The following is a 21923-nucleotide window of genomic DNA, read 5'->3' as shown; positions in this document are numbered from 1 at the left end:
GCGGTGCGCGATCTAGGTTTCGGTCGATCGAATTCGGGAGCGGCGGCCGATGGCTCGCTGTTTCCACCGGCCGCCGCGGGTGAGGTCATCAGGGATGAGGGAACTGGTGACCCGCGGTCAACTATAGCCACATTTATCGTGCCGTTCAACAACGGCACTATTTTCAGGAGCGGGAATTTTGTCCGACTTCAGATCGCGAGTGGATTGCTGGTCGTAACCGGAGCAGGCGTATCCAACACCGGCCCTGTCAACCTGTTTCGGTTGACGACCCGCGTCGTGAGGTGCATGCCTCATGCTGGTTTTCGGTTGTTTCGTCCAAGGGGTGCGGTACGAAACCGACTAGTATTTATCGCTGGATTACGGCTCGTTGGTTGATGTAAGGCGTGTCGCGCGGATTTGCGACATTCATCCGTATTGTCGTTCGCACTCGCGCGGCCGCCCGATCGGGGTGCCGGATACTCGACCGGCGCCTTCGTGTCGCGACTCCACTTCCCAGCGCCGGGAAATGCCCGATGTCTATCCCCGCCCCCGGGTGGCTTACCCTGCCAGCAGACGAGGGTCGGCGGAAGGGATGTCCGAGGTGTCAGCGGCCGAAGACGCGTTCTACACGGGCGTGCAGAGTTTGGGATTGGTCGCCGGTGGGGTGCGCAACGAGGAGCATGCCCGTGCCGCGTTCACAGCGGCCACCGATATCGATCCGGATATGTGCGACGCATGGCTGGGGCGAGCCATGGCAGGGGAGGTTACGTCCGAGGTCATCTACGGCGCTTACCGCTCCTCGCACAACCTCTATCGCGATCAGCAGCGGGCCGGTCTGGTGGACAGGGCGCTGTGGTGTCAGGTCGAGATCGGTGTCTTCGGCCTGCGTGTGGCGATGGCCGATCGCGATCAGATCGCCATCGCGCAGGCGTGTGCGTATGCCGACGGGGGTGAATGGCAGGAAGCTGCCGCGATTCTGGACGAGGTGCGTGGTGACGATGTCGCCGATTTCGCCCGGATCGCCCTGTTCTACCGGACCGGGCGCTGGCCCGATGTCCTCACCGCGCGGGCCGCGAAAACAGTCCTCGAGGATGGTCTGCTCGATATCGCCGCCGAACTGATGGCGGCCAGCGCGCTGGCGCATCTCGGCAGGTTCGGGGAGGCGTTGCCGCGGGCTCAGCGGATCGTGGAGGACAGTCAGTCCGGGAGCCTGTCCTACATCTGGGCCGATGCCCACTATCTGCTCGGCATGATCCTGCGGCACAACGGCGATCACGACGCGGCCGACAAGATCCTCAAAGGCCTGCAGGGATCGGGTCTGTGGCCCAGTCGAGCCGACTGGCAACAGGCGGTGCGGGACAAGAACTTCCGTTTGGAGGTCACCACTCCGGCGGTGATCGCCTCCCGCACCGATATCTGGGATCCCAAATCTGGTGACGATCCCGCCGAGGTGGCGGCGAGCGCGGCCAAGGCCGAACGCGACGAACTGCTCGAAGAGGCATCCAACCTGCTGCAATCGCAGATCGGCATGGACTCGGTCAAAGAGCAGGTGGACCGGCTGAAATCCGGTGTGCTGATGGACCAGGTCCGGGCCAAGCGCGGTCTCGCGGTCGATTCCCGGTCCAACCACCTCATCTTCTCCGGGCCTCCCGGCACGGGTAAGACCACCATCGCCCGGGTTATCGCCAAGATTTTCGCCGGTCTCGGCGTGGTGGAGAACGCCGAGGTCATCGAGGCATCACGCAACGATATGGTCGGTACCCATCTCGGTCACACCGCGCCCAAAACCAATGCGCTGATCGACTCCGCGTTGGGCGGCGTGCTCTTCATCGACGAGGCATACACCCTGATCCAGGAGGGCCTGTCCGGTGGTGACGCCTTCGGCAAGGAAGCGGTCGATACGCTGCTGGCCCGGATGGAGAACGACCGGAGCAAGCTGGTCGTGATCATTGCCGGCTACGAGGCCGAGATCGATCGGTTCCTGCAGTCGAACGAAGGTCTGTCGTCGCGTTTCACCAAGCGCGTCCGGTTCCCGAGCTACGATCCGGACGAGCTCGTCCAGATCGCCGACCATATCGCCGGTAAGAAGGATTCGATCCTGTCGGATCAAGCTCGGGAGGTACTGCGCGACCGGTGCACGACGATGTCGGAGGAGAGCAGGAATGGCCGCCGCCTCATCGATCTCGCCGGTAACGGGCGGTTCGTTCGCAATGTCGTGGAGGCCGCGGAGGCGGAACGAGACTTCCGGTTCACCCGCGACAATGTGGATATCGCGGCGCTCACCGACGAAGAGCTGATGACCATCGACGCCTTCGATATCACCGCCGCGCTCCAGGGGTTGGCGCCCGTCGGAAAATAGCGCCCGCTACCACCCCGCCGACTGTTCCCAATTCTGGGGATTGGTCGGTTCGGGCGTGCGCGCTAGGTTGTGGCCGAGGTCGGCGGAAGGAACGTATACCGGTGGCACGCTTCCGGGTGGTGACCAAGCACCAGGTTTCGGGTTGGCGGTTTCTGCTACACCGGATCGAGCACGCCCTGGTCCGTCGCGACGCCTCGATGATCGACGATCCTTCCCGCGGCCGGTCCACCGCCCTTGCGGTCGGGGTCGCGCTGGCCTGCGTGGGCATCGCCGGAGCCGCGGTGCTGGCGTTCTTCAAACCGGCAAAGCCGGTGGGAGACTCGCCGATCCTCGCGGAGAAGGACAGCGGTGCGCTGTATGTCAAGCTCGGTGAACGCCTGCATCCCGCCCTCAACCTCACCTCCGCGCGGCTGATCGTGGGACAGCCGGCCAAGCCGGTGGAAGTATCGCAGTCCGAGCTCGCGAAGTATCCGCGTGGCCCGTGGGTCGGTATTCCCGGTGCGCCCGGGCAGATCAACGACGAGGCGGAGAAGGATTCCGAATGGACGGTCTGTGACACCGCCCGAACCGGTGCCGCGGCACCGGTCGATCAAGATACCGGCCTGCCCACACTGTCGCGTTCGGCGGTGCTCACCACCGCCATCGCCGGCCCGCTCACCGTCGACGACGATGCCGTTCACGAACTGAGCGGCCGTGAGGCCCGGCTGCTACGCGGTGAGGATGCGACCTGGCTCGTGTACTCCGATCCGGAACAGGGCGTGGTGCGCGCCGAGATCAATCTCGCCGATTCACCGGTGATGCTGGCCCTCGGGATCGACACCGGCGCCCAAGTGGCCGCCGCTTCGCCCGGGCTGCTGGGAGCGATACCCGAGGTCGCCCCGATCCGGGTCCCGGATGTCCCCGGCGCCGGTACGCCCACGACCCTGAAACCGGCACTCGATGCGGTGGTCGGGTCCATCGTCACGGTCGCGACGCCGAATCAACCGGCCATCTATTATCTGGTGTCCAATTCCGGGCTGGTACGTGTCAGCGGGGTGCTGGCGTCCATCGTGCGCAACGCGAACTCACATGGTGCGGTGGCTACGACAACGATCGGACCCGATGTGGCGGCCGCCAACCTACGTCCCGGTGATTGGCCGGGTACCGCGACTTATCCGGCCGAATCGGTCGAAATCCTCGATCCCATTCGCGACCTGATCACCTGCTATCACTGGGAGCGGACCGGCACCGATCCGGACGCGCACACCCGGTTGCTGTTCGGTCGGCAACTCCCGCTCACGAAAGAGGAGCAGGGCCGCACCGTCGGGTTGGTGACTGCCCCGTACTCGGGCGGCACGACCGCTGACTACGCTTATCTACCCCGCACGACCGGAAAATTCGTGCAGGTCACCGGCGCCGAACCCGGCTCGCCACTGCGTGAATCGCTGTTTTGGATATCCGACAGTGGTGTCCGCTATGGCATCGATGCGGACCTGAAGGCCGGCGGCGGGAAGGATCCGTCGCTCACGGCACTGGCGCTGCGTGACCCGGTCCCGGCGCCGTGGAGCATAGTCTCGCTCTTCGCCGTGGGCCCGGCGCTCTCGGTCGGCGACGCCATGATCCAACACGACGGGATCCCACCGAATATGACAGGTGCGCAGATGACGGGGAACAAATGACCGCGACGCGCCGTTTCGTCCGTCCGGCCCGGATGGTGCGCGGGCCCAAGGCTCCCGCTGTCACCGAGTTGCGGCTGCAGCCGCCGACCGAGCTGCCCCGGCCGGTGCCGATGTCCAAGATCAAGATGATCATGCCCGTGATCATGGTGTGCGCCATGGTCGGCATGATGGTGATGATGTTCTCCGGCGGCCGTGCCATGTCGCCGATGATGCTGATGTTCCCCATGATGATGATCGTGTCGATGTTCGGCATGCTCGGCGGCCAGCTGGGTGGTGGCGGCGGAACGAACAGCACCGCGGCGGGGTTGAACGAGGAACGCAAGGATTATCTGCGCTCGATCACCGATAACCGGAAAACGGTGCACGAGGCCGAAACCGAGCTCTACGACTATCTCTCCTACACCCATCCCGGGCCGGCCGGTCTGGGCCGCCTTGTCGGCGGTAAGCGGATGTGGGAGGTACAGGTTGCCAACCCGCAGTTCCTGCGCGTGCGGATGGGCCGGGGGCGGATCGCTAACCAGGTCCGGGTCATCGTCCCGGAGGCGGCGCCCACCTCGGACCTGGACCCCGTCGGCGTGGTGGAGCTGACTCGGTTCGCGAAGGCCTATTCGACCGTCGGCGGCATGCCGGTGGCGATCAATCTGTTGTCCGCGCCGCTGGTCGGCCTCGACGGTGACGCCGACGCGGTGGCAGGTCTGATCCGGGCCATGGTGGCCGAGATCGTCGTCCTGCACGGACCGGACCAGGTCGCGGTGGCGGCGGTGCTCAACAATCCGGACGACCCGCAGTGGGCCTGGTTGAAATGGCTGCCACATACCCAGCATCCCGCGGAAACCGACGCTGTCGGCTCGAGCCGTATGGTGTATCGGACGGTGGCCGAATTGCGGACGAAGGTACTCGCGGGGCTCAACCGCGGCCCGTTCTCCGCGAACAACGAGCCGGCGCTGGACAAATCGCATTACGTGCTGATCGTGGAATCCGGTGGTGCGAACACCGATCGCGACATCTCCGGTATCGACGGCTGCACCTGGCTGCGGCTCGGCGAGTCCGAGCAGTCGCTGCCACGGTCGCTGCGGTTCGCCGTTTCCGCGGACCGCACTCTCCAGGAACTCACCCCGCGCGGCAGCCGGTTGGTCGGCACTGCCGACAATATGTCGATCCCGCAGGTCACCGCGGTGGCGCGGACGCTGTCCCCCTATCGGCTGTCCAGCGTGGTGGAGGCGGTGGCCGCCGAGCAGGCCAGTGGTAGCACCTCGTGGGAAGACCTGGTCGGTATATCCGATCCGGGCAATATCCGGGTGGACCGGCAGTGGCCGGTGCGCCGCGACGCCGACCGCAACCGGCTGAACATCCCGTTCGGTCACGACCCGACCGGTCAGGTGGTGCACCTGGACATCAAGGAATCCGCCGAGGAGGGCATGGGCCCACACGGAATGTGCATCGGTGCCACGGGTTCCGGTAAATCGGAGTTCCTGCGCACCCTGGTGCTCTCCGCGGTCGCCGAGCATTCCCCCGACGTGCTGAACCTGCTGCTCGTCGACTTCAAGGGTGGTGCGACCTTCCTCGGTTTCGACCGGCTCTCCCATGTGACCGCGGTCGTCACCAACATGGAGGAGGAGGCCGATCTCGTCACCCGTATGGAAGACGTGATCAACGGCGAGATGGCCCGTCGTCAGCGCATCCTGCGCGACGCGGGCAACTTCGCCAGCGTCGCCGACTACGAGAAGGCGCGGGAGCAGGGTGCCCGGCTGGAGCCGTTGCCCACGCTGATGATCATTCTCGACGAGTTCGCCGAACTGCTGGAGCAGCATCCGAGCTTCTCGAAGCTGTTCGTCGCGATCGGCCGTCTGGGCCGCTCGCTGCGGATCCACCTGCTGCTGTCCTCACAGAAGGTGCCGGCCAACCGCATGGGTGAGCTGGAAGCGCATCTGTCCTACCGGATCGCGCTGCGCACCAATCAGACCAGCGACTCGCGTGATGCCATCGGCACCGCGGATGCGTACCACCTGCCGAAGAAGCCGGGTTCCGGGTATCTCCGGGTGGGCGCGGGCGATCTGCAGCGATTCCAAGCGGCTTATGTCGGTGGGCCGTATACCCCGCCTGCCCAGGCCTCCAGTTCCAGTGCGCAGCGCGCTCGCCGGCCCGGCGGCGGATACAAACCACCGCAACGGTTCACGGCCGCCTTTATCGCCGAAGCCCGGCCCGCGCCGGTGGCGGCGGCTGCTGTGCGCGAGCCCGAACCGGAGGAAACCGACAGCGAACCGGTGAGCGTGATGGAGACGGTGCTGCAGCAGTTCGCGCGGCACGGCCGCCCGGCCCACAAGATGTGGCTGCCGCCGCTGGGTGTTCCGCCCACGCTGGACAGGCTGACCGCCGCGGCCGAACCCGGCACGCTCGTGCTGCCGTGGGCGATCATCGACAGACCGCGCCAGCAGCGCCAGGACGTCTGGTCGGTGGATCTCTCGGGCGCGGGCGGCCATGTCGCGGTCGTGGGCGGCCCGCAGTCCGGTAAATCCACGGCGCTACAGACGCTCATCCTGTCGGCTGCGCTGACCCATACGCCGGAACAGGCGCAGTTCTACTGCTTCGACTTCTCCGGCGGCCTGTCCGCGATGCGCGCACTGCCGCATGTGGGCTCGGTGGCCTCCGCCCGCGATGTGGACCGGATCCGGCGGACCTTCGCCCTGATCCGCAATCTGATCTCATCGCGGCAGGCGCTGTTCGACCACCTGGGGATCGATTCCATGCGTGAATTCCGGCGGCGCCGGAACACTCCCGAGGGCTCGGCCGAATTGTCGTCCTACGGAGACGAGCACGGCGATGTTTTCGTCGTTGTGGACGGCTGGGACATCGGATTCGCCCTCAACGGCCCGTACTACGACGAGTACATGCCGACCATGGAGACCGTCGCGCTGCAGGGCCTCAATTACGGTGTACACCTGGTGATCAGCAGTTCCCGCTGGGCGGCGATCCGGCCCCAGCTCAAGGATCTGATCCAGACGCGCCTGGAAATGCGTCTCGGCGACCTCACCGATACCGTGTTCGGCGCCCACCGTGCCGTGGTGGCCGCGGTGCCGCCGAACCGTCCCGGCCGCTGTGTCTCGACCGACGCCCTCCATATGCTCACCGCGCTGCCCCGCCTCGACGGTAACGGTGAGGCGGAGACGGCGGCCGCGGGGCTGAGTGCGGCGATAACCCAGGTGAGCGCGACCTATGCGGGCAGGCAGGCGCCCGAGGTCCGGTTGCTGCCGGCCCAGGTGACGATGTCGCAGATCCTGGCCCGGGTTCCGCAGCCCACGAATTCTGCCGAACGCCTGGCGGTTCCGTTCGGTGTCCGCGAATCCGATCTGGGGCCGGCCGTCATCGACTTCGGCGTCTCCACTCATTTCGTGATCCTCGGGTCGACCGGTTGCGGAAAATCGACCGTACTGGGGGCGCTACTGGAATCCATCCGCACCCGGTTCACGAAGGACGAGGCCCGCGTGCTTCTTATCGATTACCGTCGCCAGCATATGGACGCGGTACCCGATGAGCAGTTGATCGGTTATCTGACCAGCGCCCGCGATGTAGTGGAAAATTTACCGTTCGTGGCGGAGAAAATTCGCGCGCGCCGGCCTCCGGATGGGGTGACCTCTCAGCAGCTCAAAGAGCGGTCCTGGTGGGGTGGGCCGGAGATCTTCGTGGTTGTGGACGACTACCATATGGTTGCCCAGCGCGGGCAGGTGAACCCGCTCGACTCGCTGCGCGAACTCATCGTCGATGGCCGCGACACCGGGTTCCACCTGATCGCTGCCCGCAATATCGCACAGGCGGACTCGGCCATGTACGACACCGTCCTGGGACAGGTGAAGAACCTGAACTCCTCGGGTTTGATCATGGATGGGACGAAGATGGACGGTATGCTCATCGGCGATGTGAAGCCCACCAAACAACCGGTGGGCCGGGGGATTCTGGTGGAGCCGCTGACCTCGACCAAGGATCTCGTGCAGTCCGCCTGGATCCCCGAGTGACCGCCGTCCGGTGGCCGTTCACCGGGACTCCCCATGAATGGGGATGGCTTAGCGTACATTATGTATTGCTCTGTTGCGACGACCGGCAACGGGCGCGGACGCTTATCGATCGGAGTTCTCGATGATCCCCTTCGAAGTCAACCCTGCGGAGCTTCCGGCGATCGGTGCCGCGGTGAATGCCCAGGGCGCCAGCCTGGCCTCCTTCCTGCAATCGGTGGCGCCCTATACGGTGCCGGAACCCTCGGTTGCCTGTGCGCCGGGGTTCTACATGACGGCAGGTCTCGGTGTCGTCGATGTCGTGATGAACGCTTACCTCGCGGCCTGCAATGCCGAAAGTGGTCTTTTCGGGTCCAGCCTCGGCCCCGTATCGGTGACCTTCGAGTCCACCGATGTTGCCGGCGGCGCGGGAGTGTCGGCGGTCGGCAATGGTGTTGCGAGCCGGGTGTTCGGCAGCTGATCGATAACCGGTTCGGAGCAGGGATGCTATGCCGTTTTTCGAATATTTCGCCCTGGAGCCGCTGCAGAATCGAGATCTGATCGATTCCGGGGCCGGTGCCGCACCACTGACCAATGCCGCACGCGCCTACTCGGCGATCGACAGCGCGCTCGAATCCACGGCTTCCAATACGGACGGCCTGATCAGAGACATGGGCGTCGCGTGGCCGCGTGGAGTGAGTTCCCAGCGTGCGCGGACCGCATTCGGCAAGCACAACGAGTGGGTACGTGTGCAGGCGGCGAACGCCTCGAAGATCGCCCAGCTGGCCGATCAGGGGGCGCAGCTGCACAACAGCGCCCTGGGGGCGATGCCGTCGCGGTTCGAAATCGAAGCGGCCATCGCGCAGTTGGCCGCGTCGGCTGCCTTGATGACAACATCCGGTACGGTCGCCTCCGCCGGAGCCGGGCCGGCCTCCGCCGCCGCCCTCTTGGTTTTCGGTGCGGCGAGTGCCTGGCACGCCATGGCCGAGATCGAGTACAACCGTCTCAAGCTGCAGGCCGCCGCGACCATGATGGGTTACGAAATCGGAGCACTGAGTCTGCTCGTCGATCTCGTCAGCGTGGCGGTCTCGTTCACGCCGCCTCCGCCTATCGTGCTACCGAGCGCCGGGTCGGTACCACCGGTGGGGCACGACGCGGTCGGACCGCTACAAGACCTGATCACCAAGGGGCCCGACAGCTCGTACTATCCCGGGAACGAGTCGACGACTACCGATGCCGGGCAGAACGGGACGGACGCGGGAAATTCGAATTCGGGTGGTTCCGATTCGGGCCCCGGCGGGGACGGGACCGACCCTGGACCGCCGGGCCCGGAACAGCAGTCGCTCGCCGATCCTCAGCAGGCGATCGGATCCGAATCCGGATCCTCCGGCTACGGTACGGAGTCGTCGTATTCGAGTCCCCTGTTGGGCGTTTCCTCGGAGTCCTCGACGCTGGCCGCCCTCGGTGGTGGTGGTGCGCTGGCCGGCTTCGGATTGGCCCGCGGGGGTATCGGTTCCATGGCCGGTGCGGCAACGGGTTTCCGGTTGCCGGGCAATTGGAACCCCGCCGCGGGTACCGCTTTCGGCGCATCCAATCCCGCCGCGTCGTCGGCCGCGTCGGCCCGCGGTGCGGCGCGGCGGGTCTCCGCGCCCACCGCGCGGATGCGGCGCCGCCGCCGGGAGGAGGAAAAGCGAACGGGGAAGGTCTTCACTCCGGGCGAGCAATTCGAGGTCCCGGAGCTCGAACGGCCGCCGGTGATCGGTGTCATCGAATACGAGGACGACGAACCCGATACCGAATTGCTCATGGACTCCTCACTCGTGGGAGTACTGGACCGGCTCGATGAAGAGAACGAGCCGGAGAATGGGTACAACGCCCGGTGAGTTGACCGGGTTCACTGAACATCGAAAGGGAGAACACCATGGCTAGCTCGGTAACACAGGCGAATCCCGACGACCTGGTCGCCATTGCCAAGAAGATGGACGGTCCGCTGCAGGGTCTGGAAACAAACCTGAAGCGGCTTACCGGCGTTCAGGGCATTCTGGAGGCCGCATTCAAGGGCAATGCCGGTCAGGCTGTATACAATGCGTTCGGTAACGTTCATTCCACCGGTTCCGGGGTCGCGCAATACATGGAAAGTGTCATGGCGCAGATTGTTTCGGCGAGTTCGAAGTTCGGCGAGGACGATCAGGCTGCTCGGCAAGCGATCCAGGGTATCCAGGGCAATATGGGAGAGGCCGCCGATGGGGTCTACAGCCCGGCCGCCGCAGACGGAGCATGGAACTCCGCTACACAGGAAAGCGTTGTGGGTCCGTCGAAGGCGAGGGTGGATTGGGTGGATACGCCCGCTAACCCCTGACCGAATCTTCCATCCTCCGACTTCTTTCTCAACATCAATTCGAAAGGCTCAATGCAATGAGCATGCCAATTTTTACCGACAGGGCCGAGATCGAAGCAGCTCTGACCCAGTCCAAGACTGTTGTTTCAGCGCTGCAGGACAGCTTGGGCGAGCTGTCCCGGATGCGGGACGAACTGATGGACAGTTTCCGGGGTTCGGGTGCCACGATCTACAAGGAAGTGGCCGATCAGCTGGGGGCGCGGCTCGATAGTTTCTCGGGCAGTATCACCGATCTCGACAAGGCAACGAACCACGCCGCGACGTTGATCGGTGATGCGGACACCGCAGTCGCCGGTATGTTCCAGAACCTCCTCTGAGGCGAGTGGTGGTTTGACCGAACATACGCCGGTGGGCACAACATCGGCGGAGGTGGAATCCGGCGATCCGGTATCGGTGGATCTGAACGTCGATGCCGCCCTTGTCCTGAAAGACATGGTCGGCATCGACACATATCCATTGGTCCTGGCGATCATGCCGAACGTCTACCGAATCTCCGACCGCGACCGAGTCCGGGCGGTGGTCGCGGAACAACTCGCCGCGGATGGAATCATCACCGATGGCGAGGTGGATCCGGTGGTCGCCGGTTGGCTCCGGTGCCTGAATCGTCCGGATACCGAGCTGGCCATCCGAGTGCTCGACAACGGCCGCGGTGGGGAAACTCCGACCATGCTGCGTGCCTCGCTGGTCCGCAGCGGGGAACAGCACGTTCTTGCCGTGCGCTGTGACGACGAGATCATCATCCAGTCGGTTTTCCACCAGGGCCGACAGCTGGATACGCTCACCGCGGTACTGGAATCGATCCTCGGTGACTACCCGGTCCTCGATTTCGACCCGTTCACCCGCGCCGACAGCGATCCCGTGGACGCCGAGCCGCCCGAGGACACGGACGGGGTGCGGGCGGGCCTGCGTGAACTGGGCGCCTCCCCGCGTACCGCGAACGTGCTCACCCGGGCTCTGGGCGAGATCGTCCGCCAGGCCGAGGTCCTCATGATGGAACACCGGGACGGCGGACCTGAAACACCCGACTTCACAATCTGTATGAACGTACTGGATACGTTTTCCGGGCGGTTCGTGATCACACCGAGCGTCACGTTGGACGGCCGGACCCGGTCGACCTTCCGGCCGGGCGACCACGCTGCCCTGCGTAGTGGTATCAACACTCTGGCCGAGTTGCTGCCCGGCCGTAGCTGGTTCGATATCGCACGTACCGGTTGACGTGCCAGTGCTGGATGAGAGGACGGTGAGATGAACCGGGCACCGACAACGAATGGCGACGCGACCTCCGCGCTCGCCAAAGGCGGTTACGACGCCTACTTCGCACAGCTCGACGCACACCCCGGTGGTGGAGCGGCCGCGGCCGCGAGTACTGCCGGTCCTCCTGAAATCTCATCGGCGGCGGTCGTGGCCGAGCCGACCACAGCACCGGAATCGGGGACCGATCACATGAGTTCGGCCGTACCGCATCCGCCGGTGCCCCGGCCGTCGGCCGAACCGCCACCGGCCGGTGCCCCGCAGGCCGCGGTGGTGCCGCCGCACCCCCCCGGACTCCCGCCCGAGGCGACCTCTGCGTACGACGGCGAACTCGCCGATCTGCGACAGCGCGCGGCAACCGCTCATCAGCAGGCCGCCATCGAGGAGCAGCAGGCCATCGCGCGCCGGCAGCAGCAGGGTGTCCACGGTGTAGAGGCGCCGTCTCCGTCCGGCGGAGCCCCGGCCGCACCGCCGGAAAACGGTGCGGCCGCGACGAGCGCATGGAACCCGCCGCCGGGGGCGGAAGCGCCTCCGCCGGCGCCGCCGTCGTATGCCGCGCCCACGCAATCCGCGCCTACGACCGGTTACTCCACCACCGCGGCCGGGTACGCCGCGCCACAGCCGTCCTATACCGGCTACTCCCCGGCCTCGGATGCTCAACCCGCGGCTACGCGTCAGACCGCCGACGCGTCCCGGGTGCCGGACCGGATACACCGCCCGGCCTATGACACCACCGGCCGTATCGAGGTGCTGCCGCCCGCCCTGGCCTCCGCGGAACTACTCGCCGAGATCGCGGCGGTACGCCAGGCGCACCTGCGCTCCAGTAAAGGCGTCCGTGGCGCGCTGAACAAGGTCGGTTTCAACCTGGGCCTCTCACCGGCCGAACAGGAGGCCGAGAACCGGCGCACACGCATCCGCAGGCAGCTCACCGCGCCATACCAGATCGCGGTGGTGAGCGTGAAGGGCGGCGTCGGCCGGACCACGACCGCTGCCGGGCTCGGATCCACCTTCGCCAAGCTGCGGCCGGACCGGGTGATCGCCATCGACGCGAACCCGGATTTCGGCGATCTGTCCAGCCGCACCACGCGCCACCAGTTCGGTCTCACCCTGCGTGACCTCGCGCAGGCCGGCGGTCGTCTGGATTCGTTCTCGGCCGTGCACTCCTACACGGCCGTCAATGCGGCCGACCTCGCTGTGGTGGCATCGCCCTGGAGTACGGACGCGGGGGAGGCGTTGACCGGGGCCGAGTATCAGGCCGGTGTGGAAATCCTGCGTCGCCATTACAATCTGCTCGTGGTCGACTGTGGAACCGGTGTGCTCGATTCGTCGACCAACACTGTGCTGCGTACCAGCGACGCGGTGGTGGTCGTGACACCCGCGACCGTCGGCGGGGTGACCGGTGCCGTCGCGACCCTGAACTGGTTGAGTTCGCACGGCTTCGACCATCTGATCGCGGCCTCCATGGTGGCCATCGTGCGGCAGCATCCCGTGAAGCCCACCGTGGACATCGAGGCCATCGAGAAGCTGTTCGCCTCCGCGCAACGGCCCACCGTTCAGATCCCGTTCGATCCCCATCTCGCCGAAGGCGGCGAGATCGATCTGCGCATGTTGGACAGGGAGACCGCGCTGGCCTTCGAGAACTTGGCGGCCGGCCTGGCCGACGATTTCCCCGGTTATGTCGCGGAGCCCTCCGGCGGCGACCTCGGAGGTATGCGGTGACGTCTGTGCAGACGGCGCCGACGGCCCCGTCCGGCGACGCCGCACCGGCGGAGGTGGCGCGGGCGCGGATCGCCGTCATGGTCGCCACCTACCAGGTGGATGTGGTCGTGCCGACCAAGTTCACCGTCGAGACCTTCATCGACGACCTCGTCGCGGTACTCGCCAACGCGATCGGTGACGAGGAGGTCGATTTCACTCCGCCGCACGGTCAGTGGAGCCTCGCGCGGCCGGGCGAGCCGCCTATTCCGCGCTGGCGCAGCCTCGGTGATCACGACATTGTCGACGGAACGGTGCTCATGCTGGCGCCGGTGGAGTCCTCGGAGGTCTTCACCCCGGTGGTCGAGGACATCACCGACGCGCTGGCGCTGATCAACGAACGCGAATTCGCCGAGTTCGATGCCGATACCGCCGCGATCGTGGGGCTGGGTGTCTTCGGTGCCGGATCGGTCGGGCTGGCGTCCATGCTGTCCTGGGCATGGACCGAGTCCGGTTCCCTGCTGTGGTGTGGCCTGCCCGCGCTGCTGCTCGGCGCGCTGTGCTGGACGGCGGCGGTGGCCATTCGCGGTAGCGGGGCGGCCCGCCGGATCTCGCTGGGTGCGGGACTGGCCGCGATCCCGCTGCTCTTCGCGGGTAGCGCCATGCTGGTTCCGCCCGCCTACGGCGAGCCCGGGCCGTTCGCGCCGGCCAATATCGTGGCCGGCGCGGTCGTCACCGCGGTGGCCGCCATGGCCATGATGCGGTTGACCGGCAGTGGTATCGCCACCCTGATGAGCATTGCCGTGCTCGGCATCGTGGTGACCGCTGTCGTGCTGCCGCTGGCCTACTTCGACCTGGTGACCCGGCAGGTAGCGGGTGCCGCGGTCTTCGTGGGGCTCATACTGCTCACCACGGCGCCACGGATCGCGGTGGTCATCGCCAAGATCCGGCCCCCGGACCTGCCCGACCCGGGCAACGAGGTGAACCCGGCGACCCTGACCGATATCTTCGACGCGGAAACCCACCGCGATGTGGAGCAGGACGCCGCGGACGCCGCGGCCGCGGAAGAGTCGCGGCGCACCGCGGAGGCGGGCATCGAGAGCCGGGCGCGGCTCGCGGTCACCAGCCTGCGGGGGCTCATCGTGGCCGTCTCCGGGTTGCTGTCGGTGGCCACGGTGATCTGCGCGGCGGTCAGCCCGGGCGGGATCCGGGAGATCGTGATGGCGGGTGCGGTGGCGGGAATTCTGGCCATGCGGTCGCGGTGGTACCCCGACCGAGTGCAGGCGATCGCCTTGGTGCTCGGCTCCGCGGTCACCGTGCTCGGTGTCGCGGCCGTACTCGTAACCGCGTACGAAACATCGTTCGCGCGGCTCGCCGTCGTGCTGGTGGTCGCGTTGATCGCATGCGGCGCGCTGGCCGCGGCGCTGCGCCTGCCCGGAAAGCGACTGACCCCGGTCACTCGCCGGATCACCGATCTCATCGAGTACGCGCTGATCCTCGTGGTGCCGGTGATCGCCATCTGGATCATGGGCGTGTACACCGCCATGCGAGGGATCTGATGGGCCTTCGTTCGAGCAGGGCAGCCGTGGCGGCCCTGGCCGCGGTGGTACTGGGCGCCGCGGCGGCCCCGGCGGCTGCCCTCGTACCGCCCGAGGTGGTCGTCGGCGTGGCACCGCCGGACGGCCCGCCTGCACCGGAAGTACCGACCAAGCAGGACAGCGGTTGCCTGGCGACCGGCGTTCTCAAGGACACAGATGTCTCCCGGACACCGCCCTCGGAACTGGCCTTGAACCTGGCCGACGCCCGAACCCTCAGCCGGGGTCTCGGAGTGACCGTCGCCGTCGTGGATACCGGCGTCTCTCCGCATCCGCGGCTGCCCAATGTGGTGGCCGGTGGTGACTACGTCGCGGCCGGTGGCGACGGCCTCCAGGATTGCGATGCGCACGGCACCTTGATCGCCGGGATAATCGGCGGTACGGCCGATCCCGCGGACGGCTTCACCGGCGTCGCGCCTGACGCGCGGATCATTTCCATCCGCTATCGATCCGCCGCGTTCCGAGTGGATCGCGGCATGGCCGATCAGCGGGAGCGGCTCGCGCTGGAAGTGCGCACTCTGTCGCGCGCGATCACCCACGCCGCGAATCTGGGCGCGGGTATCATCGCGGTCCCGCTGCCGATATGCCTGGCGGTGGATTCGGGCGTCGATCTGGGAGTCCTGGCCGAGGCGGTCGGCTACGCCGTGCACACCCGCGGATCACTCATCGTGGCCGGTGCCGGTAATGCCGAGACGATGGGTTGCTCCCAGAATCCGGGCTTCGATCCCGGGCGGCCCGGCGACCCGAGGAACTGGAAGTACGTCAAAACAGCTTCGCTTCCTGGGGTTTTCAGCGAGTCCGTGTTGACGGTGGGATACACGACCGCGTACGGAGGGGTCACCGATAAGTCCTTGATGGGTCCTTGGGTCTCCGTCGCCGCGCCCGGCACCGGCATCGAATCGCTGGGGCCTGGATCGACCGGACTGGTCAACGGCGTCGGGCCACCCGACAAACTCGGCCCCGTCGGTGGTTCCTCCTTCGCCGCGGCGTACACCGCCGGTGTCGCGGCGCTGGTGCGCTCGCGGTTTCCGAACGAGACCCCCGCGGAGATCACCGCCCGGCTGACCGCCAGCGCACACGCCCCGGCCCGCGGCATCGACAACACGGTGGGTGCGGGGGTGATCGATCCGGTCGCGGCGCTGAGCTACCGGGTGCCGCCCGAACCACCGGAGGGCCTGTTCCAGGCCGGGCCGCTCGAACTGCCGCCGCCGCCCCGGGCACCGGACGCCAAACCCGGTATCACCGCGGCGATCGTGATCACGGCGGCGGTGCTGATCGGCGCGGCGACAACCTACGGTGTGAACTCGTGGCGGAGGCAGCGGCAGTGACGATTACCGCGGAACGGGCCGTACGTGCCCCGGACCGCCGGGTCGCCGGGGTTGAACGCGGCCCGTTCGCAGTGGTGGCGATCGGAGGCAGTGTGGTGATGGCCGGATTGTCCGCGTATCTACCACTGTGGGGCGCCGCGTCGATCGTCGCCGGATTGCTGCTGATGGTCGTCGTCCGGATTCGGGGACGGACGCCCATGCGTTGGTTCATCGATTGGCTCGACTTCCGGACCGGCAGGTCGGGCCGGGCGGTGCTGCTCACCGCGCCGCTTCCGGTACGCGATATCGATGTCGCCGCCGGTCTGTGCGGAATCGCGGAGGACGGCGACGTGCTGGTCGCCATGATCCAGTTGGCGCCGAATCTCGACCTGCCGACGGTGATCGCCGAACAGACCATCTACACCGAGGACACCGTCTCGGTGGAGAGCCTGCTACCGATGCTCGACCATTACGGCATCGATATCGATATCGATATCGTGACCACCGGGCAACGGGTGCGGGCGGCCGGCAGCTACAGCATGCTCTACGACCAGCTGATCGGGTCCCATCCGGTAGTCGGGAACCGGCTGACCTGGCTGGTTCTCCGGCTGGATCAGGAACGCAATCTCCGGGCCCTGGCCAAACGCGGGCCCTGTGCGGTGGTGGCACCGCGCACCCTGGCCACGGCGGCGCACCGGATCGCCGGCCGGTTGCGTGAACGGGGCGTGTCGGCTCATCCGCTTCCGGCTGCGGCCCTGCTGGATGCGACCCGGCTGTTGCATTCCGGTGTCGAACTCGGTGATCTGACCGAACAGTGGGACCGTCTGAAGACCTCGGTGCCCGGGCGTTTCGTCACGAGTTTCGGAATCGACTGGACCGAGCTCGACGAGTCCGGTCTCGACGACTGCTGGACCTGGAACAGCGGGCGCACCACGCTCGTGGTCAGCCTTTCCGGAACCGACCGGCCCCGCGCCGTCGTCCGCTATATCGGCCCGGCCATGACCGACGCGCTGCCCGACTATCTGCGCCGGCTTCCCGGCCGTCAGTCGGTGGCGCTCCGTTCGACCCTGCCGACCGGAGTCTCGCTACGCGAGTTGACCCGGGACGAGCACACCGTCGACGAGGCGCCCGAAGAGCTGGGTGCGAGGCTCACCGTCCCGATCGGGCCCAACGGACAGATCCTGGGCGCGATCAGCGGCCAGACGCGCCATCAGCTGGCCATGCCACTCTTCGATCCCGCCCCCTACAACCCGCGTCGCCGCACGGTCGATGTCCAGGCGCTGCTGCCCGTCGCGCAGCAGCTGGTGCTGCGCGCGACCGTGGTCGGCGCCGATATCGAGGTCCACACCAGTCGGCCCCAGCGTTGGCAGCACCTGGTGAGCGCGGTCGGTGACGCACGATCGCTGCGGTTGGTCGAGGCGGGCGAAGAGGAGCCGGGCGTAGGCGCCACCATCTCGGTCTTCGACCAACTGCCGCCGCAGGCATCCGCGGCGCCGACCACCGTCTCGATCAGCGATCCGGGAAGCCCTCGCCGCGGTTCGGTGGATCTGTCGATCGAACAGGTCGGGGAGGCTCAGCTGGATGTACGGATCCCGATGCGCACGGTCCGGGTGAACCTGGTGGAACCACGGGGCGAGACCCGCTACCTCGATCACAGCGATCGGCCGCCGACGGTGGCCCCGCCGTACGGCAATTCCGAACGGACCGTCCCCGTGACCCGACCTCAGGGATATCCGGCCCGGTGAGTAGGACAGAGCAGGTAATCTCGATGACCGTGGTAGCGGATCCCGAATTTGACAATGGCAGATTCGACAACCCGGACGGCGCGCAAGAGCAGACACCACGGCAGGCCGCCGCGGCGATCTTCTCCAGCCGGCTGTCGGAACTGATCGCCGAATCTGTCGTGTCCACCGAAGACGGCTCGACCCGTGGGCTGACCTTGTATTCGCTTGCCCAGCACCTGGAACTGGCCTATCCGGATGTACCGGTTTCGCAGTCCGGTCTGTACCGGTTGATCCACGGTGACGCCATCCCGCGACTCGATCTGATCATCGCGCTGGCTCGGGTGTTCGATGTACCGCCCGAGTACTTCGTGACGGCAGAGAAGACTCGCTGAGCCGGGTCACGGCGGAGGTAGCCCGACCGGCCCACCGGGCCCGGCCGGGCTCCCAGTGGTGGGAATGATCGCCTTGCTGGTGGGTTCCCAGCCGATACCATTCCGGCTATGCCCGATGCGGATTCCGGAGACGTTTTTCTCCGCAATCGAGGTGCGATCCTGGATGCGCTTCTGGCGGATCCGGCTTTCGGGCTCGTGGGGGACACGCCCGACGCGTCCCCCGAACCCGAAGCGGAGCCGGCCCCCGTCCCGGCCGCTCCCGAAATCGCCTTCGACGAATCGTTACTCGCCCCGGCGCCCAGGGCGCGTGACGTGCCGGCTGATATCGACGAGACTCCACCGCCGGTGGGTGTGCGCTCGACCCCGGTCGAACCCGATTCCGGCCCGGCGGTCTCGCGGCCTCGTCGCTCGACGGCCGGGCCTTCGGCAAGCGAGCGGATCAACGCACTGCTCAGTGGGCAGATGCCCGACGCGCGGGACTCGTCGTTCGCATCGGACAATGCCGAGCGGGTGGCGGACCGATTGAACTCGACGGCTCCGCCCGAGGCCGAGGCCCGGCCGGCGAGCGCGCCCGAAGCCACTCGAGCCGACCGGCAGTCCCCGCAGGAAATGGCCCGCGAGGTCGCCGAGCAGCTGCGCAAACCGCGGGTCGCGCTGGCGGTCGCGGCGGTGGTCGCCCTGGTGATCGTGCTGCTGCTGGTGGTGACCGGGGGCAAGGAGGAGGCGAACACCACGCCGCTGGCCGTCACTGCGGCGCCGACCCAGCCGCTGCCCCAGACCACCGCGGAGGCCAGTAGCGGCACCATCGAACCGGAGTCGGCGGAGTCGAAGTGCCCGTCCGGCGGCACCGACGGTATGGACGCTTTCTCCGGCGAACCGGACAAGGCCTGGTCGTGCCCCCGTGCGTACAAGATCGACGGTCAGGTGCTGCGGATCGATCTGGGGAAGAAGTATCAGATCGATTCGATCGCCATTGTCCCCGGCTGGGATCATGTGGGCACCGACGGCACCGATCAGTGGACAAAATTCCGCACGGTCAGCCGTGTCTCCTACCAATTGAACGACGAAGACAAGACCACCTATACCCAGGAGACGCTGGACCAGCGGTCGCTGGTGGTGACGCAGCTCGAGCCGCCGATCGAAGCATCGGAGATCACGCTCACCGTCCTGAAATCCAGCGGCGACACATCGGCCAATACCGTGGCCATCTCCTCGATCGTGATTACCGGGCAGTGAGGCCGGTCATGGGAGACGGAGTGCGGCGATGACGGTGCGATGCCAGTACTGTGGGCATGCCGCGGCCGCCGGTATCTCGGCATGCGCGAATTGCGGCGCGCCGTTGCCCGGACTGCCGACCGGGCACGACGGGCCCGCGGCGCCGGCGGTGCATCACGCTGCGGCATCCGGTCATCCAGCCGAGATGAGCGGCTGGGCCGCGGCGCCGGGAAAGCACGGGCACCACAGCGCGCCCGGGACGGCCGCGCCGGAGCATCGGGACTCCGAACACCACGCGCACACGCGGCACCATCACGGTGTGCTCGGGTTCGTCCGATCCCATCTGGTCGACGAAGCGGAAACGGTTGTCCGGAAACATCATCCGAAATGGCAATGGCGCGCGGCCGGTGGTATCGCGGTGGCGGTGCTGCTGGTGCTCGCTTTCCTGATGGTGAAGTCCTGCACTCTGGCAGGCCCGCCGCTCACGGGCCCATCCGGCTTCGGGCCGGGCGGCCCGGCCGCGGCGACCGACGCGCTCTCCGCGCTACCCGCTCCGTTGCGGTCCGCCTCGTGTCGTCCCCACGACGAGACGGACGGTGTGCAGAGTTGTGTACTCGACGCCGGGAGCCCGTTGCTGATGGGTGAGATCACCGGGGGCCGGCAGCTGGCTTTCCAGGTGCAGACCGCCGCACCCGGTGCGCTGGCCCAGGCGATCGCGCAGTGGCGTGCGGCCGCCGGCACCGTCGTCACCGACGGTGAGGTGTTCGCGGCGATCAGTTCTTCCGCGGCGATCTGGTACGCCGATACGCAGTCGGGCCTACGGGTGGATACCGGCGCGTTCACCGACAGCGCCGGCGCGCGTACCTTTCTGGTCCGGTCCGGGTTGCTGCATCCGTAGCGCGGGCCGTCCGCGGGCCGTGTGGTGGCGAACGTCTCATCGGTGTGCCTACTTTCCGGCGCGCCGGATCCGGTGATGGTTACACGCGCGTAACGTACCGCTATACAACGGCACATTAGACGCGTAGAGTGCCAGGTGGAGTTAGTTCGAAACCGAAGCGGAAAGGCGCGGATTACGGTGACGACAATGCAGGACACAGTTTCGCCGATGCGATTCCGGATTGATCCGGACGAACTGGGGTCGGCGCGTTTCCGGACCGCGCTGTACCGCACGGCCGAAGCGCCGCCGGGGGAGTGGCGATTCACGCTCTACGCCGCGGGTGAGGGTGTTTCGCTGAGCCGGGTACTCCCGGTGCTGCACAGCCTCGGTGTCGAGGTCGTGGACGAACGGCCCTATCAGCTGGAATCCGACGGCGACCGCTCGGACTGGATCTACGATTTCCGCTTACGTGTGGTGTCGGCCGTACTACGCACCCAACTGGACCCCGAGCTGGAGGCAGACCTCGACCAGCCCGAAAGTCCCGGCGCCCAGGGGATCGCCCAGCGATTCACCGCGGCATTCGAAGCCATGTGGTTCGGTGTCGCCGAGGTCGACACACTCAACGAATTGATTCTGCGGGCCGGCCTGCACTGGCGTCAGGTCGTGGTGCTGCGTGCCTACGCGAAATATCTGAAGCAGGCCGGATTCTCCTACGGCGCCGCCGGTATCACCCGCGTGCTGCTGGCCAATCCGGAGATGTCCCGCGGTTTCGTGCGCCTGTTCGAGGCGTATTTCGATCCCGACGGCGACGCGGATTCGGCCGCGGGTATCGCGGAATGGCTGGAAGCCGAAATCGACGCGGTGGTCAGCCTGGATACCGACCGGGTGCTGCGTGCGGTGCTCGATGTGGTCACCGCGACCCTGCGCACGAACTATTTCCGCCGCGACGGCGAGGGCGAACCGCCCGCGCACCTTTCCCTGAAATTCGATCCGCAGTCCATCGCACTGCTGCCGCAGCCGCGGCCGAAGTACGAGATCTTCGTGTATTCGCCGCGGGTGGAGGGTGTGCATCTGCGGTTCGGTGCGGTGGCGCGTGGTGGTTTGCGGTGGTCTGATCGGTTGGAGGATTTCCGGACCGAGATCCTGGGTCTGGTGAAGGCCCAGGCGGTGAAGAACGCGGTGATCGTGCCGGTGGGTGCGAAGGGTGGTTTCGTGGTGAAACGCCCGCCGGCCGCCACCGGCGACGCCGCCGCCGACCGGCAGGCGCTGTTCGCCGAGGGCGTGTCCTGCTACCGGACCTTCATTTCCGGTCTGCTCGACCTGACCGACAATGTCGAACACGGCACCGGAACCGTGCTCCCGCCGGAGCGGGTGGTGCGTCGTGATGGTGACGACACCTATTTGGTGGTGGCGGCGGACAAGGGTACGGCGACGTTTTCCGATATCGCGAACGATGTCGCGGGTCGGTATGGGTTCTGGTTGGGGGA

At 66.8% G+C, this 21923-nt stretch carries 16 protein-coding genes; all 16 read left to right on the top strand.

Going from position 1 to position 21923, the window contains the following annotated elements:
* Window positions 1–580 precede the first annotated feature (580 nt).
* Entirely contained in the window at window positions 581–2338 is a 1758-nt protein-coding gene (gene eccA, locus ABZV91_RS15180) for a type VII secretion AAA-ATPase EccA (protein WP_355241057.1), read from the top strand.
* Between the two features lie 101 nt (window positions 2339–2439).
* The gene (gene eccB / locus ABZV91_RS15175; RefSeq protein WP_355241054.1) at window positions 2440–3996 is read left to right on the top strand and encodes a type VII secretion protein EccB; all 1557 of its coding nucleotides are present in this window, start codon (window positions 2440–2442) and stop codon (window positions 3994–3996) included.
* Complete coding sequence (eccCa, locus tag ABZV91_RS15170; RefSeq protein WP_355241051.1) at window positions 3993–8006, top strand: type VII secretion protein EccCa; 4014 nt, start codon at window positions 3993–3995, stop codon at window positions 8004–8006. The genes eccB and eccCa overlap by 4 nt, the downstream gene beginning before the upstream one ends.
* A 121-nt stretch (window positions 8007–8127) precedes the next feature.
* Window positions 8128–8463: a hypothetical protein gene (locus tag ABZV91_RS15165; RefSeq protein WP_355241048.1), complete on the top strand. Its 336-nt coding sequence runs from the start codon at window positions 8128–8130 to the stop codon at window positions 8461–8463.
* A 28-nt stretch (window positions 8464–8491) separates the two neighbouring features.
* Complete coding sequence (locus ABZV91_RS15160; protein WP_355241045.1) at window positions 8492–9865, top strand: PPE domain-containing protein; 1374 nt, start codon at window positions 8492–8494, stop codon at window positions 9863–9865.
* Window positions 9866–9903: 38 nt separating this feature from the next.
* Window positions 9904–10341 (top strand): WXG100 family type VII secretion target, encoded by a 438-nt coding sequence (locus tag ABZV91_RS15155; protein ID WP_355241042.1) that lies wholly within the window; start codon window positions 9904–9906, stop codon window positions 10339–10341.
* A gap of 56 nt (window positions 10342–10397) precedes the next feature.
* Complete coding sequence (locus ABZV91_RS15150; protein WP_355241039.1) at window positions 10398–10697, top strand: hypothetical protein; 300 nt, start codon at window positions 10398–10400, stop codon at window positions 10695–10697.
* A gap of 31 nt (window positions 10698–10728) precedes the next feature.
* Entirely contained in the window at window positions 10729–11595 is an 867-nt protein-coding gene (locus tag ABZV91_RS15145) for an ESX secretion-associated protein EspG (protein ID WP_355241036.1), read from the top strand.
* A gap of 30 nt (window positions 11596–11625) precedes the next feature.
* Window positions 11626–13350, top strand: coding sequence for a MinD/ParA family protein (locus ABZV91_RS15140; protein WP_355241033.1), 1725 nt, complete (start codon window positions 11626–11628; stop codon window positions 13348–13350).
* The gene (gene eccD, locus ABZV91_RS15135) at window positions 13347–14885 is read left to right on the top strand and encodes a type VII secretion integral membrane protein EccD (RefSeq protein ID WP_355241030.1); all 1539 of its coding nucleotides are present in this window, start codon (window positions 13347–13349) and stop codon (window positions 14883–14885) included. The genes ABZV91_RS15140 and eccD overlap by 4 nt, the downstream gene beginning before the upstream one ends.
* Window positions 14885–16249 carry a type VII secretion-associated serine protease mycosin gene (gene mycP, locus ABZV91_RS15130; protein ID WP_355241028.1) on the top strand — a complete coding sequence of 455 codons (1365 nt, stop codon included), beginning with the start codon at window positions 14885–14887 and terminating at the stop codon, window positions 16247–16249. The genes eccD and mycP overlap by 1 nt, the downstream gene beginning before the upstream one ends.
* Entirely contained in the window at window positions 16246–17973 is a 1728-nt protein-coding gene (gene eccE, locus ABZV91_RS15125) for a type VII secretion protein EccE (RefSeq protein WP_355241025.1), read from the top strand. Before mycP ends, eccE begins: the two co-directional genes overlap by 4 nt.
* Window positions 17974–17996: 23 nt before the next feature.
* Complete coding sequence (locus ABZV91_RS15120) at window positions 17997–18344, top strand: helix-turn-helix transcriptional regulator (protein ID WP_063062699.1); 348 nt, start codon at window positions 17997–17999, stop codon at window positions 18342–18344.
* 108 nt (window positions 18345–18452) lie between these two features.
* A complete protein-coding gene (locus ABZV91_RS15115) occupies window positions 18453–19580 on the top strand; it encodes a discoidin domain-containing protein (protein WP_355241022.1) in 1128 nt (375 codons plus the stop codon).
* A 28-nt stretch (window positions 19581–19608) separates the two neighbouring features.
* Window positions 19609–20457, top strand: a complete 849-nt coding sequence (locus tag ABZV91_RS15110; protein WP_355241019.1) for a hypothetical protein — start codon at window positions 19609–19611, stop codon at window positions 20455–20457.
* A 219-nt stretch (window positions 20458–20676) separates the two neighbouring features.
* Window positions 20677–21923 (top strand): NAD-glutamate dehydrogenase domain-containing protein (locus ABZV91_RS15105; protein ID WP_355241167.1); only part of this gene is annotated, 1247 nt, incomplete at its 3' end.

This window comes from Nocardia sp. NPDC004568 (assembly GCF_040609955.1).
Taxonomy (GTDB): domain Bacteria; phylum Actinomycetota; class Actinomycetes; order Mycobacteriales; family Mycobacteriaceae; genus Nocardia.
Note: the sequence above shows the minus strand (reverse complement) of the source record. Positions and strands in the feature narration are given on the sequence as shown.